The organism is Paenibacillus sp. FW101-FHT12H11 (assembly GCF_058790355.1).
Genome location: NZ_JBYTCO010000003.1, coordinates 1 through 16,374 on the forward strand (window position 1 = coordinate 1; position 16,374 = coordinate 16,374).

Annotated in this window: 17 protein-coding genes; 11 read left to right on the forward strand and 6 right to left on the reverse strand. The window is 44.1% G+C overall.

The features are described 5' to 3' along the window. Positions 1–290: 290 nt before the first annotated feature. Positions 291–1,196 carry an AraC family transcriptional regulator gene (locus AC3WTJ_RS10140; RefSeq protein ID WP_492521674.1) on the reverse strand — a complete coding sequence of 302 codons (906 nt, stop codon included), beginning with the start codon at positions 1,194–1,196 and terminating at the stop codon, positions 291–293. 154 nt (positions 1,197–1,350) lie between these two features. Between AC3WTJ_RS10140 and AC3WTJ_RS10145 the strand changes: the two genes are divergently transcribed. The 3 genes from AC3WTJ_RS10145 (at position 1,351) to AC3WTJ_RS10155 (ending at position 4,738) form a co-directional block, all read left to right on the forward strand. Next, entirely contained in the window at positions 1,351–2,193 is an 843-nt protein-coding gene (locus tag AC3WTJ_RS10145) for a sugar phosphate isomerase/epimerase family protein (RefSeq protein ID WP_492521675.1), read from the forward strand. A gap of 3 nt (positions 2,194–2,196) precedes the next feature. Next, entirely contained in the window at positions 2,197–3,216 is a 1,020-nt protein-coding gene (locus AC3WTJ_RS10150; protein ID WP_492521676.1) for a Gfo/Idh/MocA family protein, read from the forward strand. Positions 3,217–3,355: 139 nt separating this feature from the next. Further along, positions 3,356–4,738 (forward strand): MATE family efflux transporter, encoded by a 1,383-nt coding sequence (locus tag AC3WTJ_RS10155; RefSeq protein ID WP_492521677.1) that lies wholly within the window; start codon positions 3,356–3,358, stop codon positions 4,736–4,738. 175 nt (positions 4,739–4,913) lie between these two features. Here AC3WTJ_RS10155 and AC3WTJ_RS10160 read toward each other — a convergent pair whose 3' ends face one another. Continuing rightward, entirely contained in the window at positions 4,914–5,681 is a 768-nt protein-coding gene (locus AC3WTJ_RS10160; protein ID WP_492521678.1) for a MerR family transcriptional regulator, read from the reverse strand. A 164-nt stretch (positions 5,682–5,845) separates the two neighbouring features. Between AC3WTJ_RS10160 and AC3WTJ_RS10165 the strand changes: the two genes are divergently transcribed. After that, entirely contained in the window at positions 5,846–6,475 is a 630-nt protein-coding gene (locus AC3WTJ_RS10165) for a LysE family transporter (RefSeq protein ID WP_157322567.1), read from the forward strand. Here AC3WTJ_RS10165 and AC3WTJ_RS10170 read toward each other — a convergent pair. Beyond that, a complete protein-coding gene (locus AC3WTJ_RS10170; RefSeq protein WP_492521679.1) occupies positions 6,390–7,802 on the reverse strand; it encodes an amino acid permease in 1,413 nt (470 codons plus the stop codon). The two genes, AC3WTJ_RS10165 and AC3WTJ_RS10170, sit on opposite strands and share 86 nt — an antisense overlap. 75 nt (positions 7,803–7,877) lie before the next feature. Further along, positions 7,878–8,174 (reverse strand): Rieske (2Fe-2S) protein, encoded by a 297-nt coding sequence (locus AC3WTJ_RS10175; RefSeq protein WP_492521680.1) that lies wholly within the window; start codon positions 8,172–8,174, stop codon positions 7,878–7,880. A gap of 99 nt (positions 8,175–8,273) precedes the next feature. Here AC3WTJ_RS10175 and AC3WTJ_RS10180 point away from each other — a divergent pair, with 99 nt between their 5' ends. Continuing rightward, on the forward strand, positions 8,274–9,371 hold the full coding sequence (locus tag AC3WTJ_RS10180; RefSeq protein WP_492521681.1) for a threonine aldolase family protein: 1,098 nt from the start codon (positions 8,274–8,276) through the stop codon (positions 9,369–9,371). A gap of 199 nt (positions 9,372–9,570) precedes the next feature. On the opposite strand, the gene AC3WTJ_RS10185 is transcribed toward AC3WTJ_RS10180, so the two are convergent. Both AC3WTJ_RS10185 and AC3WTJ_RS10190 read right to left on the reverse strand, forming a co-directional pair. Further along, positions 9,571–10,311 (reverse strand): YheC/YheD family protein, encoded by a 741-nt coding sequence (locus AC3WTJ_RS10185; RefSeq protein WP_492521682.1) that lies wholly within the window; start codon positions 10,309–10,311, stop codon positions 9,571–9,573. A 34-nt stretch (positions 10,312–10,345) separates the two neighbouring features. Next, entirely contained in the window at positions 10,346–11,257 is a 912-nt protein-coding gene (locus AC3WTJ_RS10190; protein WP_492522211.1) for a CapA family protein, read from the reverse strand. A 261-nt stretch (positions 11,258–11,518) separates the two neighbouring features. Between AC3WTJ_RS10190 and AC3WTJ_RS10195 the strand changes: the two genes are divergently transcribed. The 6 genes from AC3WTJ_RS10195 to AC3WTJ_RS10220 all read left to right on the forward strand — a co-directional run bounded on the left by AC3WTJ_RS10195 (position 11,519) and on the right by AC3WTJ_RS10220 (position 16,271). Next, entirely contained in the window at positions 11,519–12,067 is a 549-nt protein-coding gene (locus AC3WTJ_RS10195; protein WP_492521683.1) for a hypothetical protein, read from the forward strand. Between the two features lie 31 nt (positions 12,068–12,098). Next, positions 12,099–12,785, forward strand: a complete 687-nt coding sequence (locus AC3WTJ_RS10200; RefSeq protein ID WP_492521684.1) for a response regulator transcription factor — start codon at positions 12,099–12,101, stop codon at positions 12,783–12,785. Beyond that, positions 12,785–14,089, forward strand: coding sequence for a sensor histidine kinase (locus tag AC3WTJ_RS10205; RefSeq protein WP_492521685.1), 1,305 nt, complete (start codon positions 12,785–12,787; stop codon positions 14,087–14,089). Before AC3WTJ_RS10200 ends, AC3WTJ_RS10205 begins: the two co-directional genes overlap by 1 nt. Positions 14,090–14,178: 89 nt before the next feature. Continuing rightward, complete coding sequence (locus tag AC3WTJ_RS10210; RefSeq protein ID WP_315954115.1) at positions 14,179–14,604, forward strand: FMN-binding protein; 426 nt, start codon at positions 14,179–14,181, stop codon at positions 14,602–14,604. Beyond that, on the forward strand, positions 14,604–15,497 hold the full coding sequence (locus AC3WTJ_RS10215) for an FAD:protein FMN transferase (RefSeq protein WP_492521686.1): 894 nt from the start codon (positions 14,604–14,606) through the stop codon (positions 15,495–15,497). Before AC3WTJ_RS10210 ends, AC3WTJ_RS10215 begins: the two co-directional genes overlap by 1 nt. Beyond that, on the forward strand, positions 15,498–16,271 hold the full coding sequence (locus AC3WTJ_RS10220) for an RnfABCDGE type electron transport complex subunit D (protein ID WP_492521687.1): 774 nt from the start codon (positions 15,498–15,500) through the stop codon (positions 16,269–16,271). Positions 16,272–16,374: the final 103 nt, after the last annotated feature.

The following is a 16,374-nucleotide window of genomic DNA, read 5'->3' on the forward strand; positions in this document are numbered from 1 at the left end:
TGTCTGCATTTTCTACAATAGGTGACTTTTTTTGTTTTGGCTAGATATTTCATGTTAGGTTTTATGCAAACGTAGTGGATAATATCCAATGAAAACACGAATAACGCATCTAAATGGTTCAGTTCATTGGACGAAATCCAATAGAGCGGCCATATTCAGTTCAATAGCGCCGCGATGTACCAATCACATTGGATTTCATCCAATAAGATTGCAAATCGAGCCTTTAAATCACAGTGTTCATTGGAATTCGTCCAATGAACACTGTGATTTCTTTTTACTATGAGAGGCAGTTAAACACGCGCCTTCACCGATTTCGCATAATCCGAGGGAGACATCCCCACTGTTTTCTTAAAGTCTCTGGAGAAATAATGGATGCTGGCATATCCGAGCATCGCGGCAATTTCCGTGAAATTGTACCGGCCTTCTCTGATATAGGTTTTGGCTTGTTCGATTTTCAGCGATTTGAACGCTTCTAAGACACCGGTCTGCATTTGTGACTGGAAAAGCTCCTTCAATCGGCTTTTTCCCAAGTGAAACCTCTGGCATAATTGATCCTGTGTGAAAGATTGCGACAAGTTTTCCTTTAAATAAGCGATGATTTGCTGAACGATGCGTTGTTCGGCTTTTTCTTTTTGCAGAGAGGACTGCTTAATCTTGTTGGTTGGATCTATCGTTAAAGCGGCCGACTTTTGATTGCGAATCAGCGTGATAAGCAGCGCTTCCAAATACGTCTTGATCAACTGCTCGCTGGCAAAAGGGGCTCCCGGATTCCGTTCCAGATGATGTACGGACGGCTGATCAAAGGGGGGCAGAAAGGCCTGAAACCCCTCTTGGATGATGAGGGATAACATATTTCTTTCCCTGTCGCCCAACGGCACAATTTTATTTTCAAAATCAGACATTGCTTCTGATTCACATTCGAAGGAAATGACGATAAGATTAGGCGGTTTATGTTCATGTTTTACGCTAACGGTATGGAATTCTTCCGGTTTATGAAAAATCATATGCCCTTGCTGAAGCGTGTGGATGTGATCATCGGCCCGAACCTCGACCTCACCTTTGTCGACATATAGAATTTCCCAAAAGTCGTGTTGTTCGCCGTCAAACACATATCCCTTTGCATACTCGAAATAGTGAAAGGAAATGAGATTTTGAATGGTTAATGATTCTTGAAGCTGTATGCGTGGGAATTCCATGATGTCCGTCCTTTCTTAGCGTCGTAGTGGTGATAGGACCCAGCCTTATTTTATCATATTCGTTTTGGCAAAAGTGCAAATAAATCGGCTTTTTGGATAAATCTTATCCTGCCCGCGTCTTTTATAATAAAGGTAAGAGACGGAGGCGATAACGATGAAAAAAGGGATAAATATTTGGTCATTTCCAGGCTTCATGAAGGTGGAGGAATGTATAGCTGTCGCGAAGGATGCCGGGTTTGACGGTATCGAATTGGCTTTGAACGAAACAGGCGAGCTCAGTCTTGAAAGCAATGAAAGCGAAATCAAAGAATACCGCAAGATGGCTGACGATAAAGGCATTGAATTAACGAGCTTAGCCAGCGGTTTATATTGGACGTACCCCATCACGAGTGGACATGCTGGGACGCGTCAAAAAGCGAAAGATATCATCAAAAAGCAGCTGGAAAGCGCAGCGATTTTGGGCGTAGACACGATATTGGTTGTGCCCGGTGCGGTTGGCGTAGATTTCATTCCGGACGCTGAAGTGGTGCCATATGATCAAGCCTACGATCATGCACTGGAAGGGTTCAGTGAGTTGTCTGCGATTGCGGAATCTCTGAAAGTATCCATCGGCATTGAAAATGTTTGGAATAAATTCTTGTTGTCACCTTTGGAAATGAGAGATTTCATTGATAAAATCAATTCGCCATATGTAGGTTCCTATTTCGACGTAGGGAATGTCTTATTTGCCGGTTACCCGGAGCACTGGGTTACAATTTTAAACAAGCGTATCAAAAAAGTTCATTTCAAAGATTATCGCCGCGCCGCGGGAGGTTTGCATGGATTTGTTGATTTACTTGCAGGCGATGTGAACTATCCGGAAGTCGTGAAGGCGTTGCAAGCAATTGGCTATGAAGATTACGTGATCGCTGAGATGATTCCTGGCTATACGCATCACGGTCAGCAAATGATTTATAATACATCTGGTGCAATGGACGCAATTCTGGGGAGGAAATAAGCCATGTTGAAAATTGGATTAATCGGGTTAGGTTTTATGGGGAGAACACATCTGGAAAACTACATTCGCCTAGAAGCCGAAGGGGTCCCAATTAAAGTTGTGGCTTTATGCGATATTGATATCGAGAAGCTGGAAGGGAATGCGTCCGGAGGGAACATCGATACTGGTTCTTCCGGCATTGACTTCAGCGTTTACAATAAGTATACAAGCGTTGCAGAGATGCTTGAAAAAGAGCAGCTGGACTGTGTAGATATGACGCTGCCAACGTATTTGCATCGAGAAATTTCCATTCAATGTTTGAATAAAGGCCTTCATGTTTTGTGTGAGAAGCCGATGGCACTGAATGCCGAAGAATGCAAGGACATGATTGAGGCTGCCGAGCAAAACGGGAAACAATTGATGATCGGTCAATGCCTGCGCTTCTGGCCAGCCTACGAGTATTTGAAACAAGCCGTTGCAAACGAAACATATGGCAAGGTTCTCGCTGGGTACTTCTACCGCGGCGGCGGAACGCCGACTTGGGGACCATGGCTGCTGCAGAATGCGAAAAGCGGCGGGGCACTTCTCGACATGCACGTGCATGACATCGATATGATTAACTGGTTGTTCGGTAAACCGGAATCCGTATCCACTTTGGCTCGTAACGTAGTGCCGGGCAGCGGGTACGATGTTGTTTCAACCAACTATTTGTACGAAGACGGCAAGGTCATCAATGCGCAAGCGGACTGGACGCTGCAAGGGGATTATGGCTTCGATATGCAGTTCCGCGTTAATTTCGAAAAAGGCAACATCATTTTCAACGCAGAGGGGCTTAAAGTGAACTTGAACGACGGTCCTGGCTTCAAGCCTGAAATCTCTGCGGAAATGGGCTACTACCAGGAACTCAAATATTTCGTTGAGACTTTGATTTCCGGACAAAACGTAGCAACAGCTACACCTTTCAGCACGATGGATAGCATTGTCATTGCAGAAGCTGAAATTGAATCGGCGGATAATCGCGGAGCATGGGTTCGTGTAAAATAGCAATGAATGATAGAACAACCTTGGACTTCCTCGAAAGAGAAAATCCAAGGTTGTTTTGTTGGATATTAGTAGCATTTGACTGAAATCGCTTACGTATCCTAAACTAAAGGCATTTGAATATTGAGGAGCACAGAAGAAAATGATAGACACTCAGTCAACAGCAACATGGAAAAAACTAAGTCTATTCGCCATCACGTGGCCGATCTTCATTGACTCTGTTCTACGAATGATGCTCGGTACCGCGGATGTGTTCATGCTCAGTCGGATCTCGGATGAAGTAACCGGAGCTGTCGGGTTAGTAAATGAAATCATCGTATTCTGCATCCTGATGTTTGGTTTCGTCGGAATCGGAACGAGTGTTGCCGTAGCCCAGAATTTAGGTGCAGGCAGGGCGAAGGAAGCGAGCCGTATTTCAGCATTGGCGATAACGATCAATTTAATATTCGGGATCGCAGTCAGCATCGTCTTGGTCGTATTTGGCGAATCGATCATGCAGCTAATGAACCTGGCTCCAGACCAGATTGCCATAGCTAAGAAATATTTGAACCTGATCAGTGCTTTTATATGGGTTGAAGCGCTGTCGTATGCGGTTTCCTCTGTACTTCGTTCCAATGGTCAGACGAGAGATGTTATGTACGTGACGCTAGGCGTGAACGTGGTCCATGTCGTTGGGAACATCCTGCTTATCTTCGGGAACCTCGGATTCCCTGAGTGGGGAGTAACGGGGGCAGCGGTCTCCACGGTCGTAAGCCGTTTACTTGGCGTTATTGTCCTTTTTGTGATTTTATATCGCCGGATTCCGTTCCCGATTCGTTTCAAGGATTATCTCTCGTTTGATAAACGTATTGTGAAGCAAATCTTGAGCATTGGACTGCCTGCTGCGGGGGAACACCTGTCATGGCAATCTCAATATTTGATGATTGTCAGTTTTGTAAATATTATCGGTCAAGTCGCGTTAAGCACTCATGTGTATGTGATGAATATTACGAATTATTTTATGGCACTTGGTATGGCGATCGGTATGGGTACGGAAATTATCGTAGGCCATATGGTTGGAGCCGGCGAGTTTAAGGCAGCGTACCATAAACTCATTCGCAGTCTGAGAATGACATTCCTACTGACCTTTGTGGTTGTTGGTATCGCATCAATATTCCGCAAAGAGCTGCTTGGATTGTTTACGGATAATCCGGAGATTATTGCGATTGGATCGGGGATTTTACTGCTAAGCGTCATTCTGGAGCCTGGACGGACCTTTAATCTCGTTGTTATTAATTCACTCCGTGCGGCGGGTGATGCTAGATTTCCAGTTGCCATGGGTGTTCTCTCCATGTGGGGCGTAGCGGTGCCGCTTGCGTATTGGCTCGGCATTCACATGCATATGGGACTTCTAGGTGTATGGATTGCCTTTGCTTGCGACGAATGGTTGCGAGGCTTGATTATGTATTTGCGGTGGAGAAGCCGTGTATGGGAAAGCAAGGCGCTGGTGAAACCTGCCGGAGGCGGCGTAGCAGCCAACTCATAACCGAAAAAGCACAGGGCCCCTAAGGGTTCCTGTGCTTTTTTGGCTTGGAAGGTTGACCTACACATGGCTGCTGGTGGCTGGCTGGTGTAATACTATTCTATTCAGGTTTCTTCTAAATAACTGGATGTTTGTAGGATATGATAGAAAAAATGCTAGTGTCCCGTACACTGGGCGATTAGTCGCTATAACCGGTATAAATGTGAATAGCATCTCTCAGAAATTGTGCAGTTCCTGGTTGTTTATCATCATAATATGCCTTAAATCTCTCATCATCCACATACATTTGGGCTAGTCCGGCATGTGCCTCTTTGCTATATTCGCTCCAGTAATAGGATAGCCATTGTTTATGCAAATCCGCGGCTTTTTGAGCGGCCTCTCCGGCCGGATCTCCCGTTTTGAAAGCTTGTGCAAGTGAGGAGATGACTTCACGGCTCAGTCTCGCAACCTCATCATGCTCAGCTTGTGTCATGTTTTTCAATTTCTGATTCGATCTATTCACTTGCTCATCGCCGTATTTCTCGCGAATTTCTTTCCCATACTTGTTCTCGTTCTCATCAATCAGTTGTTGTTTAAAGCCTTCGAATTTCTCTGTATCTGACATATTGGATATTCTCCCTTCATGTAGTGCTATCGTTTTCTCCACATTGGCAATCAAGGCATCCAGCTGCGCTCTTTTGTCCAAGAGCTGTACATGATGTTCTTTAAGAGCATCGGCTCCATGGAAAGTGGGTGCTGTGATGATGTCTTTAATGCGCTCCAGATTCACACCTAATTCTCTATAAAATAAAATTTGCTGCAGTCTATCAACCTCCGCCTGCCCATAGATGCGATATCCGGAGGAATTGATTCTTGCCGGCTTAAGAAGCTCAATCTCATCATAGTATCGAAGCGTTCTAGTGCTCACACCAGCTAACTTCCCGAGACTCTGTACGGTGTATTCCATCTGTTCACCTCCTGACAACTTCACTCTACAGCTTTACGCAGCGTGAAGGTCAATGACTTTTTTTATTGCCAAAACCTGGTTCAAAGTTATACAAGCCCTATTCCAAGAATAGGATAATACGAGCCGTAAGGCTTGTATGTATAAAGTGCGAATGGGTGATTGAAATGTATGTGATGCTAAGTTTTTTACTTTTGGGGTTGTCGCTTTCCGCACCGATTGGTCCTATTAATGCCGCAATGCTGGATAAAGGCATCAAACGTGGCTTTGTGCATGCATGGATGATTGGCGTAGGCGGCATGCTCGCTGACGTCATCATGATCGTTCTTATTTATTTCGGTCTTGTCCACTTTCTTACAACTCCATTTATGAAGACATTTCTATGGATTTTTGGTTGTTTTGTTTTACTCTATACAGGAATCGAAAGCGTCATTGGTGCTGGCAAGTTGAAAACGGAAGGTTATAAATCGGAAGAAACGTTGTCCAAATCCTTTTTTACCGGATTCCTCATGGCCATCAGTTCTCCCTTGTCCATCCTATTTTGGCTGGGGATCTATGGATCGGTGTTAGCTGAGACCATTGCTAAGTATGATAGGAATCATGTGCTGCTGTATACGGGGATCATGTTCGTAGGGATTATCCTGTGGGATCTCATCATGGCTTCGTTAGCCAGCGTATTTCGCAAATTCCTGTCGCCGCGCGGACTTTCGGTCATTTCCGTCGTTTCAGGTTTATCCTTGATTGGTTTTGGCGTGCATTTTGGATTAAAAGCCTTTCATGCCCTGTTTGCTTCCTAGGAAGCTGCTCCTTCCATTTGAAGCTGAGTCCCCAAGTTACAACGCCAATAACTCCAATGAACAAGCAGCTGATCCAGAAGCCAGGTCTGCTTGTCGGGTGAAAGGCTGTTCCTGTGGTAGCGGCTAGGATAAGAACCATGCCTATGTATCTTTTGATTTTCCCCCATAAGGATAATTGAAGTAATCGACCTGAGGAGAGCAGGATGAAGAGCCAATTCATCAGGAGCATGATGCCTGCTGCGGTGGTGATATAGGCGTACAATTTTTCAGGTAGAAATAAGGCCATTAGCACGGCTGCCGTTATTCCACCGGTTGTAAATCCGATGGCGGGTAACGGCATTTTGCGTTTGCCCTCTGTTCGTTTAGCAAATATAGCGGGAGCATTGTGATCTTGAGCTAGTGAAACAAGAATCGTGGTAACCGCAAACAGGGATGCGACCATGGTCGAAAACCCCGCAATGATTAATATCGCATTGAAGGCATGAGGAACAAACGGGAGTTGGTAGGAACCTAAGGCTACCTGAAAAGGGCTTTCTTTTCCCTGCAGATCGCTCAGTGGGATTAATGTCAAAGCAAGCGCCAACGAGGCGATATAGATGATGGTTAAAAGAACAATCATCGAGTTCCCGGCTTTCGGGGCCTCTTCAGGCTTTTTAAGTCTGGCGGCCATGATGCCCATGATTTCAATGCCGCCAAACGCATAAAAAGCATAGATGAAGGATGACCAAATACCGACTCCCCCTTTTGGCAGAAAGGCTTGCTGGGTAGTCGGAAACTTTGGCGGGTAGGTGCCTGTAAGGAATCCACAGACCGCCGCGCCAGCGATAATCACAAACATCACAATGGCGGATACTTTGATAATGGCAAAAACATGCTCAGCACGTTCGAAAACTTTCGTCCCTAGAAGAATAACGCCAAGTCCCAGGAGCGCATAGGCCGTAGCAAAAACCCACATCGGGAACCCGGGGAACCAGAAGCGGGTAAAAAAGGATAGCGCTGTTAACTGACTTCCCATGATTAATAGCTCTGAGCACCAATAGACCCAACCGCTGCTGAAGCCTGCCCAGCGTCCGAATGCCTTGGCAGCGTAGGTTTGAAACGAGCCTTGCTCGGGTTCCTTGCCCGTCATTTTAGCCAGAACGTCGTAAACAAGATAAGTGCCGAAAGCTGCGAGTATAAACATGAAAAGGACGGAGACCCCGCCCATTTGAATCGCGATGCCGGAGCCCAGGAAATAGCCGGTACCTATCGTGCAGGCGACTCCGAGCAAAGTCAACTGCCACCACTTCATTCCCTGGGACTTGCTCGTACTCATCTTGTCGGACATGAAGCCTCCTAAAGCCGATCATTTGATAACAACAGCTGTTATTATAGCTTGACCACTGGTAAAATATACGTAAGGTCATGCCATCTGAGCGAACAGCTGGTTGTCACGAAAGATGACGTTATAGGAGGCGAGTCTGGCGCTAGGCACGTTATGACACCGTCCTGTGTGCACTTCAAACGTCCAACCGTGCAAAGGGCATTCCAGCTCACCGTCAATCAGATCCACAGTGTAGCCCCCATGAGGGCAAACACTTGAGTAAAGGGTGTACTGGTCATCGTCAACCCGCATCAAAAAATAAAGATCACGGTCAAGCTCAACCTCCGCAGGAAAAGCAGTAAATTGTTCAATGGAACCGATGAGGATTTCCTTCATGTTTGAATCTCCTTTTTCGAAATAGCGTTAGATTGATTATAATCCACTGCCCTTCAGAGACCAAGAGTGAGCCATGACAAACAAAGGAGTACGATACAAATGAACAAAATCAATCCATTATTAGCAGCGTTCCAACAAACTAGCTACCCATTGGGTGGACATGGCAAAAGAAATATTCAAGTTCTGATAGACGCCTTGCAAGACGTTGATGGCCTTACGGATGGAGATACCTACGGGAATGGTAAGTTAATTGAGGATTTCCAAGCGGAAATGGCAACGTTTCTGGGGAAAGAATCGGCCGTTTTTTTCCCAAGTGGAACTATGGCGCAGCAAATTGCGCTACGCATCTGGTGCGACCGGAAAGGGAACAAGAAAGTCGCCTATCACCCGCTCAGCCATCTGGAAATTCACGAGGAAGACGGGTTAAAAGAACTTCATCACATCCAGCCTATTTTACTTGGTGAGAAAGATCGGTTAATTCGTCTGGAAGATGTGCAACAACTTAAAGATGATGTCGCTTGTATCTTGCTGGAACTGCCACAGCGGGAAATCGGCGGGCAGCTTCCCGATTACGAAGAGCTTACACAGATCTCATCTTATTGCCGCAGCCGGGGCATCCACTTACATTTGGACGGGGCTAGACTGTACGAGATTCTTCCTTACTATAAGAAGTCTGCGGGTGAAATCTGCGAGTTGTTTGATAGTGTGTATATTTCGTTCTACAAAGGGATTGGCGGCATTGCCGGCGCTATTCTTGCGGGAGACGAGACGTTTACGAAAGAGTCTAAAGTGTGGAAAAGGCGTCACGGCGGCGACCTAATCAGTCTGTACCCGTATATCGTTAGTGCAAGTCACTATTTCAAGCAGCGTGTGGATAAAATGGAGCAGTATTACGAGGGAGCTGTCGAACTTGCCGCTAGGTATAATCAGGTTCCTGGCATTGTAACGAACCCTGTTCAGCCAGTCACGAATATGTTCCATGTACATATCTATATGCCAAAAGAGAAGATGGAATCCCTGTTAATCAACTTATATGAAGCAACTGGGGTTGGACTCACACATTATGTAAATGAAATAAACGAAACATCTTGCTGTTATGAGGTTTCCATCGGTGATCGGTATGCCCAAGTACCGAAGGAAGAGCTTGAGAAAGCTTTTGCGTGGTTGGAGGCTCAAATGAGAGAAAACGGCGTTTAGATCGTCAATGAAATCCCCAAACTGGTAACAGGAGGGGATTTTTTATGTTATTTTCAGCGATCAAGCCAATGGCCGTCTGTCCTGGAGGGGAGAAGATGCAACTCAAGAAAAAGGGCACTTGGCTTGATGGTAAATATCTGAGTTAAATAATGTCATGAATTGGTTTTCTTACCCCTCTATTGTCCAGAACTGAATTACATCATCTACTTAATTTGGTGAATCTTTCGTATCGTATGATTTTACGAAACATCCGCTTATCAGAAAGGGCATTAAAAATGTATTTATCTGGACGTGTATTGACCTCTATGATCCAAGGCTTCATTTCTTTATCAATGCCTATATCTATCCCATATGAACGAAATTTCGGGAAAATGCCACTCATATGTTTACTAATCCTAATGCCTAGGGCCTTAAGCGACTCCACATAGGAAACTTGCTCCTTTTTAGACATAAAAGGGGAAAGCAGCTTTTCCACTGGCATCGGCCTGCCCCCGCTATGGTAATTGGTCACGACCTTATTAGGCATCGCTAATCGTCCCACGATTCCGGTTACCTCCCACTTACGGTGCCGGTTTCGCTGTACCATAATGCGTAGATCAAACGGAAGTCCGTGATAGTGGAGTAAAGGGATGCCCTTCTGCACCAAGTAGACTTTCCTCCTTTTGGCATGCTGAAATGCGCGATACGTTCCCTTAAAGGTTGAGAATGAACGGTGCCGCGTGCCATTCGCCAACCGATATCGGGTATCCGTGCGAGACAACTTGAAAATTCCATAGCCACCGGTGCCGTTACTCGGCTTTAGATAAACGATTCGATATTTTTCCAACATCCCCTCCACGTTTGCCTCGGTTGCAAGGATAGTTGGTGGCAGACTAAGAGCTATTTCCTCATTTGTTAGTAAGGCTTTGTATTTGCCTAACTTGTTATTCCAGTAAACCATGCCTTCACCCCAAGCATCAGTATTCATACTCTTTCTATCGATCCGGTACAACCCGATAAACGTTTTTCTTCCCTACATTTTGTAAAATACGGGTTGGCACACTTGATATTTTCAACACGTCCGTGATCCCTTTGGCATTTTTCGTCAAGGTTAACATCAAGATTGTTCCTCGCAGTCTAGCTGTATGCCGAGGAAGTTCGGTGGATACGAAATTTCCTAGAGAAGACGCCGCTACCCGATTTCTAGTAAGTCCGTCGATGTCCGTCACCTTAAATAATCTTATCGGGTGCAGCACATGGGGATGCGCTCCCAGTACTACATTCACGCCATGATGAAACAACACCTGCATGAGCTGGATTTGGTTGCGGTCGGGATAAGTTCGAAATTCTTTCCCGAAATGTAGGCAGGCGATGATAAAATCTGTTCGACTCTTCAAGTCGCGCACGTCCGCTATTATTTTTTTATGGTTTAGCCGATTGACTAACCAAGGTTCCGGGACTCGAATCCCGTTCGTTCCTTTCGTATAAGCCAATATTCCGATCTTAATTCCCTTTACGTTAACAATCAGTTTCCGGCGGGCTTCCCCATCGGAGCGATACGTGCCCGTGTGTCGCAGACCGTGTCTATCGAGGACGTTTAATGTTCGCCTCAAACCCGATCGTTTCCCGTCCATGCAATGGTTATTGGCTGTGCCTACTACATCGAAGCCCACTTCCCGGAGCGTAGCAGCGAATTTGTCCGGAGAGTTGAACAACAGTTTTCCGGGCTTTTCGCGGAAATGTTTGCCGGAGAAGGTCGTCTCAAGATTGCCTATCGTTAGATCAGATTTTCGCAGATAGGGTTTCACTTTTGAAAAAATAGGGGAGAATCCTCCTTCCCGGGCAGCTGAGGCGATCATCTGCTTTTTCATCAACAAATCCCCGACTGCTGCGATTGTGATTTTCATCAATTCAGGCACTCCTTTCATGATTACACCTTATGCAATAGAATAGCGAAATGCTTGTAAGTTAGGCATCTCCGGGTACGGTCATAAGAAAAAGACCCATGCCTGGATCCGCGTGAGTTTTCGCATTCCAGCCCTCTCAAGGTTGACGCCTTTCATTACTAATTGAATACGGACTACTATTCTCGGTTTTGTGCTTTTCATTTCATTTTCAGAAAGATAGGGTATATTACAACTATTCATAATGAAGGTGGAGGAAGTAAGATGGGCGCTCAGCAAAATCAAGCAGTAAACCAGTCATGGATTCCTAAGAAAGAACGTTTGTGGGTATTTGGTGCGATGGGAGTAGCCACAATCTATGTGATATGGCAGATTTGGAGTCTGATTCATTTACCATCAACAGCGTTGCATAATCGTAGTTTTGAGCATACATTCAAAGATTATGGTTCTAATGCCCGAATAGCCTTATTCCTAGTGTTAGCGAATTACGTTTTAGCATTTATAATAAAACAGCGGATTTGGACGAAATTAGCTGCTATGAAAAAAGGGTTGGTTATGTTACTTCGCATTGCCAAAAAATTTCATGCTGCAATAGCCATTCTGGCGCTTGCACTCATTACACTCCATGCAGTTGCCGTTTTTATGTATGGTTTTAAATGGGATTTCAACAACATTAGCGGACTTCTTGCACTAATCGTCCTGTTACCGGTACCCATATCGGGTTTATTACGATACAGAAGACTCGATAAGAAATGGCATCTTAGATGTGGACTAGCCTTTGCTGGGTTATTTTTGATTCATGCCTTTTTATAGCGATTAAACTGAGGAAGTTGGTGGCAGATCTGTGTATATCTTACTGGTTGAAGATGATGTGAAGCTTGGCGAGCTGATTCAATATAAGCTAAAAAAGCAACTGTACCAAGTGGAGTGGGCATTAGATGCGGAGTATGCTATGGATTTAATGGAAAGAGTCACCTTCGATATTTATATATTGGACTGGATGATTCCACACAAAACCGGTATTGAACTGTGTAAAGAAATCCGATTGAAGAAGAATCGGACGCCTATCCTTATGCTAACGGCGCGAGATTCCGTTACCGACCGCGTCCAGGGATTAAACGCCGGTGCAGATGATTACTTGGTGAAGCCATTCGATTTTGAGGAATTGATTGCTCGCCTTCATGCCTTGTATCGTAGAAAAGAAACGAACTGGGAAGCGGATACGAAAATATTTGGCGATAGACTTGTCATTGACCATAGTACATTTGAAGTGAGTAGAAACGGGGTGTCGATTCCCCTTTCACGCCGCGAATTTCAATTGTTGTCTTTTATGTCACAACATCCAAAACAAATCTTAAGTAGAGAGCAGTTAAGTGACCGCGTATGGGGCATAGATGCGGAAATTACACTGAATACAGTTGATGCCACCATTAAATTACTGCGTAAGAAGCTGGACGACCCATTTGCAGATAAAATTATACAAAATGTACGTGGACTTGGTTACCGCTTGGTTGTAGAAGGAGGAGAATGATGTTCGAGCGAACAAGAAAGCAACTGACGACATTCTTCGGCAGTATCCTTGGCGTTGTTATCATCCTAATCACTGCGTTTTTTTATCTGCTTCTACACAAAACCCTTCAACACAATGAAATTCAGAAATTAGATGATCTCAAAAATAAAATGGCCCAGCAATGGGAGCATCGCGTAGAGGAGCAAGCAAAAGGAATTCGACCAGAGAACCGTAAGAATGTTGAGTGGATATTCCTACTTTCAGATGAATTAATTGTTTGGGTGAGTCCGGAACAGAAAACCCAGATTTCACCTAGTCGTTACACAGCAATGTCCAATCAACTCTTAAATTGGTCACAACGAAATGAAATGAAACGTGAGAATGGTGAACGGTTTTATGTGGATGAAAGTGGGATAAGGCAAACCTTTCTAGTTAGTTCTCAAATGTTAAATGACGCTGGCGGCGTATATTGGATGTCCATAGACATATCCTCAAATGAAGCGCTCCTACGCACAATCAGGCTAATTTTAATGCTTTCTACCGTTGTTTTATTATCCATTGCGATCTGGTTAGCTTATTTCTTTGCTGGCAAAGCAATGGTCCCTATCAAAAAATCCTACGCCCGCCAGGTTGAGTTCACAACGAACGCATCTCATGAGCTCAGAACACCGCTGAGTGTTATTCATTCATCCGTTGAATTATTGGAAGAATGCAAGGATATCTTGCCCGAGTTTGAACAGCATATCCTGGATAGTTTGCAGGATGAGGTGAAAAGGATGATTCGCCTTGTAGAGTCATTACTAACATTAGCCCGCAGTGATTCGAAGTCACTTCCGATAAAGATGGATAAAGTTAATATAGTTCAAGTTTCTCATCAAATGTATCAGGCGATACAGCCGCTGGCACTTGCCAAAGGAATTATTTTAAAGTTGGATGCCCCAGTAATTGAACATGAACTTACATTCATTCACGGGAACCTCGATCAAATAAAGCAATTAGTTTATATCTTACTTGATAATGCGATTAAGTATACACCACCTGGCGGACAAGTAACGATCACATTTCTCACTTCACAAGACGGTAGACCAACTTTACAAATAGCTGATACGGGAATTGGTATACCCAAGGAAGAGCTCGCACGCATATTCGAGCGTTTCTACCGGGTAGACAAAGCACGTTCACGAGAATTGGGTGGCGCTGGATTAGGTCTATCTATTGCCGCGGACATCCTGAACAGTCACAGTGCTTACATTCATGTAACGAGTGAAGAAGGGAAAGGAAGTCTATTCGAAATTGAATTCCAGCCTGAGCGGATTTCAGTTTAATTTCATTTACATCATGTATCATGTTTGAAGTAGATGAAAAGTAAAGCAGGATAACACAAGTACTTCTTGTATAACTTGGAGGAATGAATATGGCCAAAATGGATAAAAAATGGATTGCGCTATGTACGACAGCCATTGGCGTCATGTATTGTGCTGGATATATAACGACAGAAACGCAAGCAGCTCTATCGCAACCACAGCAGCAAATTCAAACCAATACTCATACAGTTAAAAGCCAGATCAAAAGCCAATATAAGAGTGGCACCTTCGAGGGAAGTGGCAGTAATCGGCGTGGTTCCATTGGAGTAAAAGTGACCATTACAAATGATAAAATAACCGACGTCGAAATCAGTCACTTTGCTATGCATTATTCCGAAAAAGACGTTGTTGGATTACCAGAAGAAGTCATACAAAAACAAAGCGCTCAAGTACAGAATGTTTCAGGCGCAACATATAGTACACAAGCTTTTCAAGATGCTATTGAAAATGCACTTACACAAGCGCGGAATGCCTAATGGTTCGTATTTTCAAAAAAACTAAGTTATTTATGGATACGGTCGTTGAAATAAAGGTCGTTAGCTCCCTTTCGGTGACTGAGGTCGAACCGGTGATCGAGCAAGCATTTGAAGCATTTCGGAATGTGGAACTGGCATGCAGCCGTTTCTCTCCGGATAGTGAATTAATGATGGCTTCTCAACAGATTGGAACTCATGTTCAGATCAGCTCCTGGTTATTTCAACCATTGAAGTTTGCTTTGGAAATGGCGGAATGGACAGAGGGGATATTTGACCCAACAATCGGAAAAACAATGGAGGATTATGGATTTAATCGGCATTATTTAACAGGGGGAATCAGCTCGAATTTAGCTTCAGATAAGGCTACTTATCGAGATATCGACTTACGAGAGCAAGATTGCTCGATGTATTTGCATAAACCAATGGTAATTGATTTAGGTGCGGTTGCGAAAGGATTTGCTATCGACATCGCCTCCCAGACGCTGGCTTGTTTTCAGGGCTTCGTTATAAATGCTGGTGGAGATCTTTATGCTGGTGGGGTAGATGAGATGGGCCAAGCTTGGCGAATTGGCATTCAGCATCCAGTACACAAGGATCATATCATAGAAACCATTGAAGTATCGAACGAAGCAGTATGTACATCTGGTGGCTACGAACGTAAAAGCAAAGTCAGTGCAGAGATCCATCATATTATTAACCCGAACAGCAAGCAATCGCCTCATGAGTTGATTAGCTGCAGCATTGTGGCACCTTATGCCATGATGGCAGATGTCTTCTCAACGGTCATATGTCTATATGGGCTGGATCAAGGCCAAAAATTGATGATTGAAATGGAATTGAAGGGAATATTGATCACATCTAAGTTACATGTGGAAAGAGTTGGAGGGATATAAATGTCTACTCATCCATGGCATAAAAAACCAAAGAGCTATGTTATTATCTGCTTGGTAGCCTTTCTAGTTATAGCTGAGGTATTATTATCAGATATAAAAGGAATTTATAATGTTATAATTGCTCTGGTAACAGCAGTAGGGATGGATGGGATCTGTTTTCTGTTGGGCAAAAGAAAAAAATGGCTAGTCGACGGTGCTGTTATAACAGGGGTCATTATCGGCTTAATTTTAAGCACAACAACTTCGTGGTATTTGGTTGCTATTACTGTAATCATGGCTATTTTATCTAAGCACCTTATTGTTTTTAAGAAAAAACCAGTATTTAACCCAGCTGCCTTTGGCCTGCTATTGTCTATTCTCTTTTTTCAAACTGGGCAGAGCTGGTGGGGAGCATTCGGGGATCTACCGGTGTGGACAATTGGATTTCTTTTAGTAGGCGGTTATGTGGTTACCAATCGCGTGAACAAATTCCCGCAAGTGTTTGCATTTCTTAGTGCGTATTTTTTGTTATTGCTACTAATGGGGTTCATGCATGTCGGAGAAGCTGCCGATGCATTTCGGCCGCCTTTTATAAACGCTTCAATGTTTTTTGCTCTATTTATGCTGACAGACCCACCAACCTCGCCAGTCTCCAATAAGGATCAAGTAATTTTTGGTGTACTATGCGCAATAGTAGGTGCTGTTATTTATGGTATTTTTGGTGGTCTAATGTACTTATTTATCGGACTGCTTATTAGTAATGCCTATCAGGTGGTTAGATCGAGGAAAAAATAACGCTATTGAAAACCAAAAGAGCAAATCTTTAGTACAAATCTCTGTATTGTTTAATATAAAAAGCCAATATCGTCGGTCATTAGACAAACAAATTGGCTTTTTA